This window comes from Streptomyces sp. B1866, from assembly GCF_031932565.1.
Taxonomy (GTDB): domain Bacteria; phylum Actinomycetota; class Actinomycetes; order Streptomycetales; family Streptomycetaceae; genus Streptomyces.
Genome location: NZ_JAVSCF010000057.1, coordinates 1 through 16,785, shown reverse-complemented (window position 1 = coordinate 16,785; position 16,785 = coordinate 1). Strand labels below are relative to the sequence as shown.

The window sequence follows — 16,785 nt, the reverse complement described above, 5'->3', positions numbered from 1 at the left end:
TCTTTCTGGCTGCCGCCGTGGGGCTTGGGGTCGTGTACGTGCCGTTCCGCCTGTCGGCGGCGAAGTGCCGCGTCCGCCGCCCGGCAGTACGTACGGCGTCTGGCCGACAGGGAACCTACCGCACGCGCAACCCGCGCGTAAGCGCTTGCGCAAGCGCTTACGCGCTGACTAGTGTCCGCCTCGACCCGCACGAGGACATCAGGAGCGGCACATGCGCGCAGTCGTGGTCGCGAAGCCCGGCGAGACCTCGGTGACGCGGGTCCCCGATCCGGTGCCGGGCCCGGGCGAGGTGGTGCTCCAGGTCGCCTCCTGCGGCCTGTGCGGCACCGACCTGCACATCCTCGCGGGCGAACTGCCCTCCGCCCGCTACCCGCTGGTGCCCGGCCACGAGCTGGCCGGCGAGGTCGTCGCCCTCGGGCCCGGCGTGGCGGGCCCCGCGGTCGGCACCCGGGTCGCCGTCGATCCCAACATCTCCTGCGGCCTGTGCCACTACTGCCGCATCGGCCGGGGAAACCTCTGCGACGACTACCGCGCGGTCGGCATCACCCGCGCCGGCGGCTTCGCCGAGCTGGTCGCCGTGCCGGCCCGGTCCTGCTACGCCCTGCCCGACGCGCTGTCGGCCGCCGCGGCGGGCCTGGTCGAGCCGCTGTCCTGCGCGGTGCACGGGCTCAGCCGGCTCCCGCGCCGCCCGGACCAGCACCACCTGATCTACGGCGCGGGCACCATGGGCCTGCTCATGGCCGCGGTGGTGCGCGACGCGGGCGCCGCCTCGGTGTCCGTGGTGGACCTCAACGAGGACCGGCTGGCCTTCGCCCGGACCTTCGCCGCGGACGCGGTGGCCGCCGACGCCGCGGCGCTCGGCCGGCCGCAGGGCTTCGAGGTCGTCATCGACGCCACGGGCGCGATCGCCGCGATCGAGGACGGGCTCGGCCGGGTCCGCAAGGGCGGCACCTTCCTCCAGTTCGGCGTCACCGACCCGGCCCGGTCCGCGGCCTTCTCGCCGTACCGCGTGTACAACGGCGAGATCGACATCGTCGGCTCGATGGCCGCGCACGACAGTGTCCAGCCCGCCATCGACCTGCTCGCCTCCGGGCGGCTGAACCTCGACCCGCTGGTCAGCGACGTGCTGGCGCTCGACAGCTTCGAGGACGCGCTCGCGCGCTTCCGCGCCGGTACGGGCCGCAAGCTGCACCTCGCGCCGCGCTGACCGGCCGGTCAGCGGATGACGGACACGATCCGGCAGACGGCTTCGGCGAGCCGCCGGTCGCCGCCGACCCGCGCGCGGGCCAGCGCGGTCTCCGGCTCGACGCCGCGCGTGCACAGCCGCCAGGCGGTCTCCGCGTCCAGCCGCACGGTGGCGGCCGGCTCACCGGGCCGTGCGTCCCCCAGGGACCAGCGCTCCGCGGTGGCGGTCACGTCCCAGGTGCCGCCGGCCGGGCCGTCCACCACCACCCGGACCAGGGTGCCGACGGGCGCGGCGGTGCCGCGCAGGGTGTGCGGCAGGGCCCGCAGGAAGGTGTCCAGCACCACGGACAGCGGGCGCGGGTCCGGGTCGGTGCCCCGCCCGGTGGCGTGCCGGATCTGCTGCCGGTGGGTCCAGTACTCGGTGAGGTCCCGGGCGCTGTCCAGCCACTTGGGCGCCGGGTCGACCCCGGCCCAGGAGACCCCGAGCGAGGGCCGCCCGGGATCGGCGGCCTCGAAGAGGCGGGCGACCGCGGCCCCGGTCACCTCCAGGGTGTCGACGAGGGCGGCCGGGCTGACGCGGGCGTGGGCGTCCACCCACTCCTGGTTGGCGCGGTGGATGAACGCCTCGAACGCCTCGCCCGGCGCGGGCGCTGGCCCTTCCCGGTGCCCGTCGCGGTCGCGGGCGAGGCGGAAGTAGTGGTCGCCGAGGAGGTGGGCGGCGACATCGCGCACGGTCCAGCCCGGCACCGCCTCCCGGCGCCAGTCGGCGGGCGCCAGGCCGCGCAGGTCGGCCACGAGCGCGGCGTGCTCGGGCGCGAACAGGGGACGGGCGTCGATCGGGGGGCCGAGCCAGGACAGGCCGGGCAGGTCGTCGGGCTGGGCGTCCATGCCCGCAGCCTGCCAGCGCTCGCCCGGGCCGGCCACCGGTTATCGCCGCCCCGCGCGGGGCGGCACCGGCCGCCGGCCCGGGCGGGCGCCGCGGCGCGGCCCGGCCGTACGGTGCGGCGGTCAGGGCGGCGGGTCACAGCCGCGGGGCCCAGCTGACGGGCCGCCAGAAGCCCCCTCTGCCGAGAGGCCGGGGGAGGGCGGCGCGGGCGGTTCCTTTGCACTCGAAGACGATCGGTTTGGGTAGGCTAACCTGACTTCGGTTAGGCTCGCCTAACTATTGATCGGTGAACCGTGTGAGGGGGAGTACCGCGTGACCCTGACCAGCCCGGCCGCGGCCGGACCCGCGACGGCGACCGCGCCGCCCCCGCCGCGCCGCACCGCGCGCCGCGTGGCCGGGCTCGTCGCCTCCGTCGGTGTCCTGCTGCTGGTGGCCGCCCTCAGCGTCGCGGTCGGCGCCAAACCCGTACCGCTCGGCGACGTCTGGCACGGGCTCTTCCACTACACCGGCCGCGACAGCGACGTCGTCATCCGGGACGTCCGCGTGCCGCGCACGCTGCTGGGCCTGCTCGTCGGCGTCGGCCTCGGCCTCGCGGGCGCCGTCATGCAGGCCCTCACCCGCAACCCGCTCGCCGATCCCGGCATCCTCGGCGTGCACGCGGGCGCGTCCGCCGCCGTCGTGTCGGCCATCAGCTTCCTCGGCGTCACCTCGCTGACCGGATACGTGTGGTTCGCCTTCCTGGGCGCCGCCGTGGTCTCCGCGCTGGTGTACGCGCTCGGCGGCAGCCGGACCGCCACGCCCGTACGGCTCGCGCTCGCCGGTACGGCGACGTACTCCGCGCTGTACGGCTACGTCTACGCCGTCCAACTGCTGGACTCCGCCGCCCTGGACCGTATGCGCTTTTGGACCGTGGGCTCGCTGGCCTCCGCCAACACGAGCGTCCTGCGGCAGGTCGCGCCGTTCCTCGGCGCCGGCATCCTGCTGGCCCTCGCGCTCGGCCGGGCCCTCAACGCCATGGCGCTCGGCGACGACACGGCGCGCGCGCTGGGCGCCCACCTCACCCGCACGCGCGTGCTGGCGATGGCCGCCGTCACCCTGCTGTGCGGCGCCGCGACCGCCGCCTGCGGACCGATCGCCTTCGTCGGCCTGATGGTGCCGCACATGGTGCGCGCGCTCACCGGGCCCGACCTGCGCTGGATCCTGCCGTACGCGGCCGTGCTCTCGCCCGTGCTGCTGCTGGGCGCCGACGTGCTCGGCAGGGTCGTCGCCCGGCCCGCCGAACTCCAGGTCGGCGTCGTCACCACCCTCGTCGGCGGGCCCGTGTTCATCTACCTGGTACGGCGCCGGAAGGTGGCCCAGCTGTGAAGCTCCCGCACCCGGCCCGGGGCCGGACCCGGCCGCGCATCGCCACGCTGCGCGCCCGCGGCCTGTCCGTGCGCGTGGACCTCCGCGCCACCGCCGCCGCCCTGCTGCTGCTCGTCCTGGCCCTGGCCATGGGCGTGCTGCTGGTCGGCACCGGCGACTACCCCGTCGCCCCCGCCGACGTCGTGCGCACCCTCCTCGGCGGCGGCACGCCCGCGCAGGACTTCGTCGTCAACGACCTGCGGCTGCCGCGCGTGCTCGTCGGGCTGCTCGTCGGGCTGTGCCTGGGCCTGGCCGGCGCCGTCTTCCAGAGCCTCACCCGCAACCCGCTCGGCAGCCCGGACGTGATCGGCTTCGGCCAGGGCGCGGCCGCCGGGGCGCTGACCGTCATCGTGCTCTTCCGGGGCGGCGCGGCCGAGGTGGCGGCCGGAGCGGTGGCCGGCGGCCTGCTGACCGGAGCCGCCATCTACGCGCTGGCCTGGTGCCGGGGCGTACACGGCTACCGGCTGGTGCTCGTCGGCATCGGCGCCTCCGCCGTGCTCAGCGCCGTCAACGGCTACCTGCTCACCAGGGCCGACCTGGTGGACGCCACCCGGGCCACGGTGTGGCTGACCGGCTCCCTCACCGGCCGGGACTGGGACCAGGTCTGGCCGCTGGCGTGCACCTGCGGCGTGCTGCTGCCCGCCGTGGCCGCCTGCGCGCGGGACCTGCGGATGCTGGAGACGGGCGACGACAGCGCGTACGCCCTCGGAGTGCGCGTCGAGCGGACCCGGCTGGTGCTCATGGCCGCCGCCGTCCTGCTCACCACGGCCGCCACGGCCGCGGCCGGCCCGCTGTCCTTCGTCGCCCTCACCGCCCCGCAGCTGGCCCGGCGGCTCACCCGCGCGCCCGGCCCCAACCTGCTGGCGTCCGCCCTGATGGGCGCCGCGCTGCTGGTCACCGCCGACTGGGCCGCGCAGCGCGCCTTCGGCGCCGACCGGCTGCCGGTCGGCGTGGTCACCGGCGTGCTCGGCGGCGGCTACCTGCTGTGGCTGCTCGTCAGCGAGCGCAGGGCGGGGCGGATGTGACCGGGCGGCACACCGGGACCGGCGCCGGCCGCCGGCCCGCGACGGAAGAGGGCCCGGCGCGGTACGGCGCGCGGGCGGACCGGGCGGGCGCCCGGACGCGGATCCGGGTACGGAGACGGGGGCGGGCAGCGTGACCCAGGCGACACGACGACACACCGGCACCGACGACAGCTTCGACAACGACGAGGACGTACGACAGCCCGTGGACGCCACCGCACCCCGTGACACCGCACCCCGTGACACCGCACCCCGTGACACCGCACCCCGTGACACCGCACCCTGTGACACCGCGCCCGGCGCTCCCGTGCCCGGCGAGCGGCCCCGGCAGCGGCTCACCGCCGCGGGCCTCACCCTGGCCTACGACGGGCGTACCGTCGCCGAGGACCTGACCGTCACCATCCCCGACCACTCCTTCACGGTGATCGTCGGGCCGAACGCCTGCGGCAAGTCCACCCTGCTGCGCGCCCTGTCCCGCATGCTCAGGCCCGCCGCTGGCACGGTGCTGCTGGACGGGCAGGCCATCGCCTCCCTGCCCGCCAAGAAGGTCGCCCGCACCCTCGGGCTGCTGCCGCAGACCTCCGTCGCCCCCGACGGCATCACCGTCGCCGACCTGGTGGCCCGCGGCCGCTACCCGCACCAGGGGCTGCTGCGGCAGTGGTCGCGGACCGACGAGCGGGTCGTCGCCGAGTCGATGGCCGCGACCGGCGTGGACGGGCTGGCCGACCGCCCCGTGGACGAGCTGTCCGGCGGGCAGCGCCAGCGGGTGTGGATCGCCATGGCCATCGCCCAGCAGACGCCGCTGCTGCTGCTGGACGAGCCCACCACCTACCTGGACATCCAGCACCAGATCGACGTGCTCGACCTGTGCGCCCAGCTCCACGAGGAGCAGGGCCGCACCCTCGTCGCCGTGCTCCACGACCTCAACCACGCGGCCCGCTACGCCACCCACCTCATCGCCCTGCGCGACGGGCGGATCGTCGCCGAGGGGCCGCCGCGGGAGGTCGTCACCGCGGCGCTGGTGGAGCGGGTGTTCGGCCTGCGCTGCCAGGTCATCGCCGACCCGGAGACCGGCACCCCGCTGGTCGTCCCCGCCGCCCGGCGCCGCCGCGCGGCCACCGGGGCCGGTACGGGCCCGGGCGGGCCCGCGGGCGCCGGGCGCGCCGCCCCCGCGGCGGCCCCCGCTACAGCAGCTTCCGCATCCGCAGCAGGTCGCGCAGGCTCGCCTCCAGCCTGACCCGGCCGCTGCCCCAGGCGCGCGCGAAGCCCAGCTCGCCGTCGACCAGCCTCAGCAGGTCCTCGCTCGCCATGGCCAGGCGGATCTGCGCGCGCTCCGCGGGCCGGCCCGGCGCGGTGGCCACCCGCTCGATCCGGCCATCTACGAGGCGGCCGGTGAACGTCACGTCCAGGTCCGTCATGTGGCAGCTCACGGACCGGTCGAGGGCGGCGGCGCGGCGCACGTCGCCCTCCGCCCCGGCCAGGTTCTCCGCCAGCCTGCCGAGCGCGTCGCGGCACTCCTCGATCGTGGCCATCCCGACCGACCGTACCGGAGGGTCCCGTACGCCGGGAAACACCCGGCGCGCGGTAGCGTCGAGGGCGTGACCGACCCCGCTGAGCCGCTGCCCGCCGCGCCGCCCGAGCCCCCCGCGCCCGTGTCCGGCGTGCCGACCGACCCGCCGGGCGCCCTGGAAGCGGAGCTTCCGCCCGGGGAGCCGCCCGAGGCGTCGGCCGGAGCGCTGCCCGAGGCGCCGGCCGGGGTGCCCGGCCCGGCGGCCCCGGCGCCGCTCGGCGTGCCCCGCACGCCCACCGGGGTGGCCGAGGTGGACGACCGGCTCGACCGGCTGGCCGACACCGACCACCTCCCCGTCGGCGACCACCTGGCGGTGTACGAGGATGTCCACGGCGGGCTGCGCGACGCGCTGGCCGCACTGGACCGGCAGCCCGGCCCGCCGGCCCCGCCGCGCACGTCCCCGGCCGGCCCCCACCACCCGGCCGGCCCGGCCAGGCCGGCGGACCCCGCGCGTCCCGCGCCCCCCAGGAGGTGAACCACCCGTGGCCGTGACCCGCCCGCGCCGCGCCCGGCTCGACGCGGAACTCGTCCGCCGGGGCCTGGCCCGCTCCCGCGAGCACGCCGGCCGGCTCATCGCCGAGGGCCGGGTGAGCGTCGGCGGCCAGACCGCGACCAAGGCGGCCACCCAGGTGGAGACCGGCGCCGCACTGCTGGTGGCCGAGGACGCCGGCGACCCCGGCTACGTCTCGCGCGGCGGGCACAAGCTCGCGGGCGCGCTGCGGGCCTTCAGCGACGAGTACCGGCGGCTCACCCAGGACCCGGCAGCCCCGGCAGCCCCGGCAGCACCCGAAGCCCTCGGAGCCCGCAGGGAAACCGCCGCGCGCCCCGCCGGCGGCCTGCGGATCGCCGGCCGCCGCGCGCTGGACGCCGGCGCGTCCACCGGCGGCTTCACCGACGTGCTGCTGCGCGCGGGCGCCGCCCACGTCGTCGCGGTCGACGTCGGCTACGGCCAGCTCGCCTGGTCGCTGCGCGCCGACGACCGGGTCACCGTACGGGACCGTACGAACGTGCGGGAGCTGACGCTGGAGCACGTCGGCGGCGAGCCGGTGGACCTCGTCGTCGGCGACCTGTCGTTCATCCCGCTGGGCCTGGTGCTGCCCGCCCTGGCCCGCTGCGCCGCACCCGACGCGGACCTGGTGCTGATGGTCAAGCCGCAGTTCGAGGTCGGCCGGGAGCGGCTGGGCAGCGGCGGCGTGGTGCGCAGCCCCGAGCTGCGCGCCGAGGCCGTGCGGACCGTGGCCCGGCGGGCCGCCGAGCTGGGCCTGGGCGTGCTGGGCGTCACGGCAAGCCCGCTGCCCGGACCGTCGGGCAATGTCGAATACTTTCTGTGGATGCGCGCCGGGGCGCCCGACCTCGACCCGGCCGATGTCGACCGTGCAGTGGCGGAGGGGCCCCGTTGACCACGTCTGATGCAGTACCCGGCTGCCCGGGAACACCGGGCGCACCGGAGGCGGGCGCACCGCGCACCGTCTTCCTGCTCGCGCACACCGGCCGCCCCGCGGCCGTCCGCAGCGCCGAACTGGTCGTCCAGGGCCTGCTGCGCTGCGGCATCGGCGTCCGGGTGCTCGCCGAGGAGGCCGCCGACCTGCCGCTGCCCGCGGCCGTCGAGCTGGTGGCCGCGGCGGACGACGTGCTGGACGGCTGCGAGCTGCTGATCGTCCTGGGCGGCGACGGCACGCTGCTGCGCGGCGCGGAGTTCGCCCGCGAGTCCGGCGTGCCGATGCTCGGCGTCAACCTCGGCCGGGTCGGCTTCCTCGCCGAGGCCGAGCGCGACGACCTCGACAAGGTGGTCGACCGCGTCGTCACCCGCAGCTACGAGGTCGAGGAGCGCATGACCCTCGACGTGCTCGTACGCAACGACGGGCAGATCGCCCACACCGACTGGGCGCTGAACGAGGCGTCCGTGGAGAAGGCCGCCCGCGAGCGCCTGCTGGAGGTCGTCACCGAGGTCGACGGCCGCCCCGTCTCACGCTTCGGCGGCGACGGCGTGGTGTGCGCCACGCCCACCGGGTCCACGGCCTACGCCTTCTCGGCGGGCGGCCCGGTGGTCTGGCCCGAGGTGGAGGCGCTGCTGATGGTGCCCATCAGCGCGCACGCCCTGTTCGCCAAGCCCCTGGTCACCGCGCCCGACTCGGTGCTCGCCGTGGAGGTGCAGCCGCAGACCCCGCACGGCGTGCTGTGGTGCGACGGGCGGCGCACGGTCGAACTGCCCGCCGGCGCGCGCGTGGAGGTGCGGCGCGGCGCCGTGCCCGTACGGTTGGCGCGGCTGCACCACGCGTCGTTCACCGACCGGTTGGTGGCCAAGTTCGCACTGCCGGTCGCCGGGTGGCGCGGCGCGCCCCAGTAGACCCCGCACGGCCCCGCACGCCCCCGCACGTGCCCGTCGCCCCCGGGCCGCCGCGGGTAACCCGCGCGGGTGTCCCGGCCGGGGTACGTCGCGCCGCGCGGGTGCGACCTCGTAGGGTCGGGGGCGTGCTGGAGGAGATGCGGATACGCGCGCTGGGCGTCATCGACGACGCCGTCGTCGAACTCTCGCCCGGCTTCACCGCCGTGACCGGTGAGACCGGCGCGGGCAAGACCATGGTCGTCACCAGCCTCGGCCTGCTGCTCGGCGGCCGCGCCGACGCCGCCCTGGTGCGCGTCGGCGCCAGGGCCGCGGTGGTCGAGGGCCGGATCGCGGTCGCCCCCGGGTCGGCCGCGGCCGACCGCGCGCAGGAGGCGGGCGCCGAACTCGACGACGGCGCGCTGCTGGTCAGCCGGACCGTCTCGGCCGAGGGCCGCTCGCGCGCCCACGTCGGCGGCCGGACCGTACCGGTGGGACTGCTCGCCGAGCTGGCCGACGACCTGGTGGCCGTGCACGGCCAGACCGACCAGCAGGGCCTGCTGCGCCCGGCGCGGCAGCGGCAGGCCCTGGACCGGTACGCGGGCGACGCCGTGGCCGGACCCCTCGCCGCGTACACCGCCGCCTACCGCGAACTGCGCGAGGTCACCGCCGAACTGGACGAGCTGACCACCCGCGCGCGCGAGCGGGCCCGGGAGGCCGACCTGCTCCGCTTCGGCCTGGAGGAGATCGCCGCCGCCGACCCGCGCCCCGGCGAGGACACCGAGCTGGCCGCCGAGGCGGAGCGGCTGGGCCACGCCGAGGCCCTGGCCTCCGCCGCCGCGGCCGCGCACACCGCGCTCGCCGGGGATCCGGAGGACCCGGAGGGCGTGGACGCGGGCACGCTGGTCGCCGGCGCCCACCGCGCCCTGGAGGCGGTCCGCGCCCACGACCCCGTCCTCGCCCAGCTCGCCGACCGGCTCGGCGAGGTGTCCATCCTGCTGTCCGACGTGGCCGGAGACCTCGCGGGCTACGCCGACGGGCTCGACGCCGACCCGCTGCGGCTGGCCGCCGTGGAGGAGCGCCGCGCCGCCCTCGCGCACCTCACCCGCAAGTACGCCGACGACATCGCCGGCGTCCTGGAGTGGGCCGAGCACGGCGCCGCCCGGCTGGCGGGCCTGGAGGGCGACGACGACCGCATCCGGGAGCTGACCGCCCGCCGCGAGGAGCTGCGCGCCGGCCTGGGCGCCCTGGCCGCCGCGCTCACCGACGCCCGCACCCGGGCCGCCGGCCGCTTCGCCGACGCGGTCACCGCCGAACTCGCCGAACTGGCCATGCCGCACGCGCGGGTCACCTTCGCGGTCCGGCAGACCGACGCCCCCGACCCGGCCGACGGCGTCGACGCGGGCGGCCGCCCGGTCCTGTTCGGCCCGCACGGCGCCGACGAGGTCGAACTCCTCCTCGCCCCGCACCCGGGCGCCCCGCCCCGGCCGATCGCCAAGGGCGCCTCGGGCGGCGAGCTGTCCCGCGTCATGCTCGCCGTCGAAGTGGTCTTCGCCGGCTCCGCGCCCGTGCCGACCTACCTCTTCGACGAGGTCGACGCGGGCGTCGGCGGCCGGGCCGCCGTGGAGGTGGGCCGCCGCCTGGCCCGGCTGGCCAGGACGGCGCAGGTGGTGGTCGTCACCCACCTGCCGCAGGTCGCCGCCTTCGCCGACCGGCACCTGGTGGTCGAGAAGACCAGCGACGGGTCGGTGACGCGCAGCGGCGTACGGGCCATGGAGGGCGAGGACCGGGTGCGCGAGCTGTCGCGCATGCTGGCCGGCCAGGAGGACTCCCGGCTGGCGCGCGCGCACGCGGAGGAACTGCTGGCGGCCGCCCGCGCGGGCCGCTGAGCGTCGAGGTCCTCGGTGGCCTTCGTACGGGCCGCCGCCCCGCGCGGGGCACCGGTGCCCCGCCCGCGCGGGGCGCACGGCGGCGTTTCCCGCGCCCGGCGGCGAGTCCGGGCGCGGGCCGGTGGCGCGCGGAGGGCGGGGGCGTTGCACCGGGGCACCTGCCAGGGCTGGCATTCTGGGCACAGCACGCCGCGCCGTATGCGCCCGGCGCCCGACACCCCCAGGAGCTCCGCCCGCGTGAGCACGACCCCCACCAGCCCGCCGGGCCCGCCGCGCGGGCAGCCGCCGCTGCACGCCGTCCAGGTGCTCGGCCACAGCGCGGCCAGCGGCGTGCACGTGCGGTCGCTGGCGGCCGGGCTGGTCGCGCGGGGCCTGAAGGTGACCGTCTGCGGCCCGGCGAGCGCCGAGCGCGGGTACGGCTTCGGGGCGGCGGGCGTGCGGTTCGCCGCCCTCGACACCCGCCCGGGCACCGGCGCCGCCGCCGTCGCCGCCTTGCGGGCGGCCTGCGTCGGCGCGGGCCTGGTGCACGCCCACGGCCTGCGCTCCGGGCTGCTGGCCGCGCTGGCGCTGCGCGCCCCCGCCCGCCCCGTCCCGCTGGTCGTCACCTGGCACACCAGGACGTACGCGCAAGGACCGCGGGCCCAGGTGGTGCACCTGATGGAGCGGCGCGTCACGCGCGCGGCCGCCGTCGTGCTCGGCGCCTCCTCCGACCTGGTGGACCGGGCCCGCGCCCGCGGCGCGCGCGACGCCCGGCTCGCGCTGATCGCGGTGCCCACGCCGGACTACCCGCCCTGGGACGACCTGCGCTCCCGGCACAAGGCGCGGGCCGAACTGGGTGTGGTGGAGCGGCCGTTGCTGTTCACGGCGGGCCGGCTGCGGCTGGACCGCGGGTACGGGCCGCTGCTGGACGCCGCCCGCCAGTGGCGCGCCCTGGACCCGCAGCCGCTGCTCGCCGTCGCGGGCGAGGGCCCGGACCGGCCCGCCATCCAGCACCGCATCGACGCCGAGGGGCTGCCGGTGCGGCTGCTCGGCCGCCGCCCCGACGTGCCCGACCTGCTCGCCGCGGCCGACGTGGCGGTGCTCTCCAGCCGCTGGGAGGCGCGGTCGGTGCTGGCCCAGGAGGCGCTGCACGCGGGCGTGCCGCTGGTGGCCACGGCCGTCGGCGGGGTGCCCGAACTGGTCGGCGCCGCCGCCGAACTCGTCCCGTACGCCGACCCGGAGGCCCTGGCGGAGGCTGTCACCAGGCTGCTCGCCGACCCCGCGCGCCGCGCGGAGCTGGCCGCGGCGGGCCGGGCGCAGGCCGTCACCTGGCCGACCGAGGACGACACCGTCGCGCACGTGCTGAGCGTCTACGACGAACTGGCCCATCGGTAGCGGCCCGCCGTCCCGGGACCGGGAGCCGGGGCCCGACCGGGCCCCGGCCAGGGCGCCGCCCTACCCGCCGTACGCGCCCGACGCGGTCAGCCGCAGCGCCGTGTCGATCAGCGGCACGTGGCTGAACGCCTGCGGGAAGTTGCCCACCTGGCGCTGGAGCCGCGGGTCCCACTCCTCCGCGAGCAGCCCCAGGTCGTTGCGCAGGGCGAGCAGCTTCTCGAACAGCTTGCGCGCCTCCTCGACCCGGCCGATCATCGCCAGGTCGTCCGCGAGCCAGAACGAACAGGCCAGGAACGCGCCCTCGTCGCCCGCGAGCCCGTCCACACCCGCGTCCTCGCCCGCCGTCGGGTAGCGCAGCACGAACCCGTCCGGGGTCGACAGCTCCCGCTGGATGGCCTCGATCGTGCCAATGACGCGCTTGTCGTCCGGCGGCAGGAAGCCCATCTGCGGGATGAGCAGCAGCGAGGCGTCCAGCTCCTTGGAGCCGTAGGACTGGGTGAAGGTGTTGCGCGCCGGGTCGTAGCCCTTCTCGCACACGTCCCGGTGGATCTCGTCGCGCAGGTCGCGCCAGCGGTCCAGGGGGCCGTCCACGTCGCCGGACTCGATCAGCTTGACCGTGCGGTCCACCGCCACCCAGGCCATCACCTTGGAGTGCACGAAGTGGCGGCGCGGGCCGCGCACCTCCCAGATGCCCTCGTCCGGCTCGTCCCAGTGGGACTCCAGGTAGCGGATCAGCTTGAGCTGGAGCACGCTCGCGTAGTCGTTGCGCGCGAGGCCGGTCATGTGCGCCAGGTGCAGGGCCTCGGTGACCTCGCCGTAGACGTCGAGCTGGAGCTGGCCGGCCGCGCCGTTGCCGATGCGCACCGGCTTGGAGCCCTCGTAGCCCGGCAGCCAGGGCAGCTCCGCCTCGGACAGCTCCCGCTCGCCCGCGATGCCGTACATGATCTGGAGGTTCTCCGGGTCGCCCGCGACCGCGCGCAGCAGCCACTCGCGCCACGCGCGGGCCTCGTCGCGGTAGCCGGTGCGCAGCAGCGACGACAGCGTGATCGCCGCGTCCCGCAGCCAGGTGAAGCGGTAGTCCCAGTTGCGGACGCCGCCGATCTCCTCGGGCAGCGACGTGGTGGGCGCGGCGACGATGCCGCCGGTGGGCGCGTAGGTGAGCGCCTTGAGGGTGATCAGCGAGCGCACCACCGCGTCCCGGTACGGGCCGTGGTACGTGCACTGCTCGACCCAGTCGCGCCAGAACCCCTCGGTGGCCTCCAGGGCGCCCTCCGGGTCGGGCAGGGCGGGCGGCTCCTTGTGCGAGGGCTGCCAGCTGATGGTGAAGGCGAGCCGGTCGCCGGGGGCGATGGTGAAGTCGGAGTACGTGGTGAGGTTCTTGCCGTAGGTGTCGGCGGCCGTGTCCAGCCACACCGAGTCCGGGCCCGCGACGGCCACCGTGCGCCCGTCCACCTTGTGCACCCACGGCACGACCCAGCCGTAGGAGAAGCGCATGCGCAGCGACGAGCGCATCGGCACCCGCCCGCTGACGCCCTCCACGATCCGGATCAGCTGCGGGGCGCCGTCCCGCGGGGGCATGAAGTCGATGACCCGGACCGTCCCGCGCGGGGTGTCCCACTCGGACTCCAGCACCAGCGAGTCGCCGCGGTAGCGCCGCCGGTCGGCCGGCGGCGGCGTGCTGCCCTGGGGGTGCGCGGGGCCCAGCCGCCAGAAGCCGTGCTCCTCGGTGCCCAGCAGCCCCGCGAAGACGGCGTGCGAGTCGAAGCGCGGCAGGCACAGCCAGTCCGCCGCGCCGTCCCTGCCGACGAGCGCGGCGGTCTGCATATCACCAATGAGTGCGTAGTCCTCGATACGCCCGGCCACGTGCATCCCCATTCGAACGGCCGCCGTCACCTCGCGAAGGCCACGACGGTCTCGGATTCCTCGACGCCGAGCTCCTGCTCCGGGGGCTTGCTGGATGGGTGCCGTGCCGGCCGGCTCGCATGCGTGCGTCCGAGCAGGATACGACGGGAAGCGGTGCTCCGCTTCCTGTCATCCCACATCGTGGCGTCTGATCGGGTGGCCGGGCCGGGTTGCCGGGCCATCCAGCCTACCCGATCGGTATGCGGGTGGTACACGGCCCCCGCCCTCCCGGCGCGCGCCCGCCGGGCGACCGGCGCGCTACCGTCCCACGCGCTCTTGACGCGGACCCCTCCCATAGGTCGCTGATACGCTGGTAGCCCGTGGAGCGGTGGGCACACGGGCCCCCGAACCAGAAGGCAGGCGCTCCCCGGCACCCGGGGCCGCTGCCGGACCGCACCTCACCCTCGCGACCACGGGAGCCCCCTCTTGGCCATCGCCGGTAAGCCCACGACGCCCAAGCACCTCTTCGTCACCGGGGGCGTCGCCTCCTCGCTCGGCAAGGGGCTGACGGCCTCCAGCCTGGGAGCCCTGCTCCAGGCCCGTGGCCTGCGGGTCACCATGCAGAAGCTCGACCCGTACCTCAACGTCGACCCCGGCACGATGAACCCCTTCCAGCACGGCGAGGTGTTCGTCACCAACGACGGCGCCGAGACGGACCTGGACATCGGCCACTACGAGCGCTTCCTGGACGTCGACCTGGACGGCTCGGCCAACGTCACCACCGGCCAGATCTACTCCACGGTGATCGCCAAGGAGCGGCGTGGCGAGTACCTGGGCGACACCGTGCAGGTCATCCCGCACATCACCAACGAGATCAAGCACCGCATCCGGCGGATGGCCACCGACGAGGTCGACGTCGTCATCACCGAGGTCGGCGGCACGGTCGGCGACATCGAGTCGCTGCCCTTCCTTGAAGCGGTCCGCCAGGTGCGGCACGAGGTCGGCCGCGACAACGTGTTCGTCGTCCACATCTCGCTGCTGCCCTACATCGGCCCGTCCGGCGAGCTGAAGACCAAGCCCACCCAGCACTCGGTGGCCGCCCTGCGCAGCATCGGCATCCAGCCGGACGCGATCGTGCTGCGAGCCGACCGCGAGGTGCCCACGTCCATCAAGCGCAAGATCTCGCTGATGTGCGACGTGGACGAGGCCGCCGTGGTCGCCGCCATCGACGCCAAGTCGATCTACGACATCCCCAAGGTGCTGCACTCCGAGGGCCTGGACGCGTACGTGGTGCGCCGCCTGGACCTGCCGTTCCGGGACGTGGACTGGACCCGCTGGGACGACCTGCTGCGCCGCGTCCACCAGCCCGACCACGAGGTCACCGTGGCCCTGGTGGGCAAGTACATCGACCTGCCCGACGCCTACCTGTCGGTCACCGAGGCGCTGCGCGCCGGCGGCTTCGCCAACAGCGCGCGGGTCACCGTCAAGTGGGTCATGTCCGACGACTGCCGCACCGCCGCCGGAGCCGCCGCCCAGCTCGGCGACGTGGACGCCGTCTGCATCCCCGGGGGCTTCGGCGAGCGCGGCGTGGAGGGCAAGGTCCGCGCCATCACCTACGCGCGCGAGCACCGCGTCCCGCTGCTCGGCCTGTGCCTGGGCCTTCAGTGCGTGGTCATCGAGGCCGCGCGCAACCTCGCGGGCATCGCGGGCGCCAACTCCACCGAGTTCGACGCGGCCACCCCCGACCCGGTCATCTCCACCATGGCCGAGCAGCTGGACATCGTGGCCGGCGAGGGCGACATGGGCGGCACCATGCGGCTGGGCCTGTACCCGGCCAAGCTCGCCGAGGGCTCCCTGGTGCGGGAGGTCTACGACGGCCAGCCGTACGTGGAGGAGCGGCACCGGCACCGCTACGAGGTCAACAACTCCTACCGCGGCGAGCTGGAGAAGAAGGCGGGCCTGGCCTTCTCCGGGACCTCGCCGGACAACCGGCTGGTGGAGTTCGTGGAGTACCCGCGCGAGACGCACCCCTACCTGGTGGCCACCCAGGCGCACCCCGAGCTGCGCTCCCGGCCCACCCGGCCGCACCCGCTGTTCGTGGGCCTGGTACGGGCCGCCGTCGAGCGCCGCCGGGACGCGGGCGCGCCGGCCGCGTAGCTCCCGCGCGGCCGCGCCGTGCCGCGCGGGCCGGGCCGCCCCGGCGCCGCCCGGCCGATACCGTGGCGACCGGTACGACCGCGAAGACGCTTTGGAGAGCCCATGGTCCTGCGGGACACCCCCGAGGAGTGGCGGGTCGCCGCCACCACCACCCCGTTCACCGGCAACAAGACGGGCGTGCGCACCGATCGCGTGATCGCGCCCGACGGTGCCACGCTGACCCGCGACTACCAGACCCACCCCGGCTCGGTGGCCGTCGTCGCCCTGGACGGCGCCGGCCGCGTCATCGTGCTCAGCCAGTACCGGCACCCCGTGCGCGGGCGGCTGTGGGAGATCCCGGCCGGGCTGCTCGACGTGCCCGGCGAGAACCCGCTGCACGCCGCCCGCCGGGAGCTGTACGAGGAGGCGCACGTCAAGGCCGAGGACTGGCGCGTCCTGGCCGACATCCACCCCTCGCCGGGCGGCTCCGACGAGGCGGTACGGATCTTCCTGGCCCGCGAGGTCTCCGAGGCCGAGGGCGAGCGCTTCGCGGGGGAGGACGAGGAGGCCGACATGGAGGTCGTCCGGGTGCCCCTGGACGACCTGGTGCGCGGCGTGCTCGCCGGAGACCTGCACAACACCTGCCTCGCGGTCGGCGTGCTGGCGCTGCGGGCCGCCCTGTCCGGCGACGGCCCCGAAGCCCTGCGCCCCGCCGACGCCCCGTGGCCGGCCCGGCCCTACCCGGCCTAGCCGGGCCCGTACGCACCGGCCCGCACCTCTCCCCGGCCCCCGCGCGTGCGCCGGTCTTCGACCGTCCGGTCCGACCATCGGTGAATCCGGCCATCGGTGAATCCGGTCAGGTGATTATTCGCGGTGTCGCCGCCCGGCGGCGCCGGGACGCTGACAGCCCGTGAACTACGCTCGGACGGACCCCGACCGCGCTCGCGGCGGGACCGGACGCGCGCGCAGGTGGACGGGAGTGTGGCCCGTGACGGAGCAGGCGGTTGACCTCGACGGGGCGCCCAGGGCGCCACGCGACGCCTCCGGCGCCCGGCGTCCGGGCGGCCCCCCGGGGGCGCGTGCCCACGCGCCCGCCGGGGACTCCGGCACCGGGCCGGAGGACGTCCGCACGCCGGGCGACGGCCCGGGCGCGG

Annotated in this window: 14 protein-coding genes; 11 read left to right on the top strand and 3 right to left on the bottom strand. The window is 76.4% G+C overall.

What is annotated here, in order from left to right; translation table 11 throughout:
• The first annotated feature begins 211 nt into the window (after positions 1 to 211).
• Positions 212 to 1,207: a zinc-dependent alcohol dehydrogenase family protein gene (locus RKE29_RS11020; protein WP_312004968.1), complete on the top strand. Its 996-nt coding sequence runs from the start codon at positions 212 to 214 to the stop codon at positions 1,205 to 1,207.
• Between the two features lie 8 nt (positions 1,208 to 1,215).
• Here RKE29_RS11020 and RKE29_RS11015 read toward each other — a convergent pair whose 3' ends face one another.
• Positions 1,216 to 2,073 carry a maleylpyruvate isomerase family mycothiol-dependent enzyme gene (locus tag RKE29_RS11015; protein ID WP_312004967.1) on the bottom strand — a complete coding sequence of 286 codons (858 nt, stop codon included), beginning with the start codon at positions 2,071 to 2,073 and terminating at the stop codon, positions 1,216 to 1,218.
• Between the two features lie 310 nt (positions 2,074 to 2,383).
• Between RKE29_RS11015 and RKE29_RS11010 the strand changes: the two genes are divergently transcribed.
• From RKE29_RS11010 to RKE29_RS11000, 3 genes are all read left to right on the top strand, one after another.
• Positions 2,384 to 3,436, top strand: coding sequence for an iron chelate uptake ABC transporter family permease subunit (locus RKE29_RS11010; protein ID WP_312004966.1), 1,053 nt, complete (start codon positions 2,384 to 2,386; stop codon positions 3,434 to 3,436).
• A gap of 38 nt (positions 3,437 to 3,474) precedes the next feature.
• Positions 3,475 to 4,500, top strand: a complete 1,026-nt coding sequence (locus tag RKE29_RS11005) for an iron chelate uptake ABC transporter family permease subunit (RefSeq protein ID WP_312004988.1) — start codon at positions 3,475 to 3,477, stop codon at positions 4,498 to 4,500.
• 304 nt (positions 4,501 to 4,804) lie between these two features.
• Positions 4,805 to 5,734: an ABC transporter ATP-binding protein gene (locus RKE29_RS11000; protein ID WP_312004987.1), complete on the top strand. Its 930-nt coding sequence runs from the start codon at positions 4,805 to 4,807 to the stop codon at positions 5,732 to 5,734.
• On the opposite strand, the gene RKE29_RS10995 is transcribed toward RKE29_RS11000, so the two are convergent.
• Complete coding sequence (locus tag RKE29_RS10995) at positions 5,682 to 6,029, bottom strand: sterol-binding protein (protein WP_312004965.1); 348 nt, start codon at positions 6,027 to 6,029, stop codon at positions 5,682 to 5,684. The two genes, RKE29_RS11000 and RKE29_RS10995, sit on opposite strands and share 53 nt — an antisense overlap.
• 66 nt (positions 6,030 to 6,095) lie before the next feature.
• Here RKE29_RS10995 and RKE29_RS10990 point away from each other — a divergent pair, with 66 nt between their 5' ends.
• From RKE29_RS10990 to RKE29_RS10970, 5 genes are all read left to right on the top strand, one after another.
• On the top strand, positions 6,096 to 6,542 hold the full coding sequence (locus tag RKE29_RS10990) for a hypothetical protein (RefSeq protein WP_312004964.1): 447 nt from the start codon (positions 6,096 to 6,098) through the stop codon (positions 6,540 to 6,542).
• A 13-nt stretch (positions 6,543 to 6,555) separates the two neighbouring features.
• Positions 6,556 to 7,467: a TlyA family RNA methyltransferase gene (locus tag RKE29_RS10985; protein WP_312004986.1), complete on the top strand. Its 912-nt coding sequence runs from the start codon at positions 6,556 to 6,558 to the stop codon at positions 7,465 to 7,467.
• Entirely contained in the window at positions 7,464 to 8,414 is a 951-nt protein-coding gene (locus RKE29_RS10980; RefSeq protein WP_312004963.1) for an NAD kinase, read from the top strand. Before RKE29_RS10985 ends, RKE29_RS10980 begins: the two co-directional genes overlap by 4 nt.
• A 137-nt stretch (positions 8,415 to 8,551) precedes the next feature.
• Positions 8,552 to 10,279 carry a DNA repair protein RecN gene (gene recN, locus RKE29_RS10975; protein WP_312004985.1) on the top strand — a complete coding sequence of 576 codons (1,728 nt, stop codon included), beginning with the start codon at positions 8,552 to 8,554 and terminating at the stop codon, positions 10,277 to 10,279.
• A 237-nt stretch (positions 10,280 to 10,516) separates the two neighbouring features.
• On the top strand, positions 10,517 to 11,653 hold the full coding sequence (locus RKE29_RS10970; RefSeq protein ID WP_312004962.1) for a glycosyltransferase family 4 protein: 1,137 nt from the start codon (positions 10,517 to 10,519) through the stop codon (positions 11,651 to 11,653).
• 60 nt (positions 11,654 to 11,713) lie between these two features.
• Here the strand turns inward: RKE29_RS10970 and RKE29_RS10965 are convergent, their stop codons facing one another.
• Entirely contained in the window at positions 11,714 to 13,522 is a 1,809-nt protein-coding gene (locus tag RKE29_RS10965; RefSeq protein ID WP_312004984.1) for a glycoside hydrolase family 15 protein, read from the bottom strand.
• Positions 13,523 to 13,987: 465 nt separating this feature from the next.
• Between RKE29_RS10965 and RKE29_RS10960 the strand changes: the two genes are divergently transcribed.
• Positions 13,988 to 15,652: a CTP synthase gene (locus tag RKE29_RS10960; protein WP_312004983.1), complete on the top strand. Its 1,665-nt coding sequence runs from the start codon at positions 13,988 to 13,990 to the stop codon at positions 15,650 to 15,652.
• A gap of 102 nt (positions 15,653 to 15,754) precedes the next feature.
• Positions 15,755 to 16,381, top strand: coding sequence for an NUDIX hydrolase (locus tag RKE29_RS10955; RefSeq protein WP_312004961.1), 627 nt, complete (start codon positions 15,755 to 15,757; stop codon positions 16,379 to 16,381).
• Positions 16,382 to 16,785: the final 404 nt, after the last annotated feature.

What these genes read in the sequence shown, in the direction of transcription:
- RKE29_RS11020 (WP_312004968.1), top strand. Translation starts at nt 212, where the DNA reads ATGCGCGCAGTCGTGGTCGCGAAGCCCGGCGAGACCTCGGTGACGCGG.
- RKE29_RS11015 (WP_312004967.1), bottom strand. Translation starts at nt 2,073, where the DNA reads ATGGACGCCCAGCCCGACGACCTGCCCGGCCTGTCCTGGCTCGGCCCC.
- RKE29_RS10995 (WP_312004965.1), bottom strand. Translation starts at nt 6,029, where the DNA reads ATGGCCACGATCGAGGAGTGCCGCGACGCGCTCGGCAGGCTGGCGGAG.
- recN (WP_312004985.1), top strand. Translation starts at nt 8,552, where the DNA reads ATGCGGATACGCGCGCTGGGCGTCATCGACGACGCCGTCGTCGAACTC.
- RKE29_RS10965 (WP_312004984.1), bottom strand. Translation starts at nt 13,522, where the DNA reads ATGCACGTGGCCGGGCGTATCGAGGACTACGCACTCATTGGTGATATG.
- RKE29_RS10955 (WP_312004961.1), top strand. Translation starts at nt 15,755, where the DNA reads ATGGTCCTGCGGGACACCCCCGAGGAGTGGCGGGTCGCCGCCACCACC.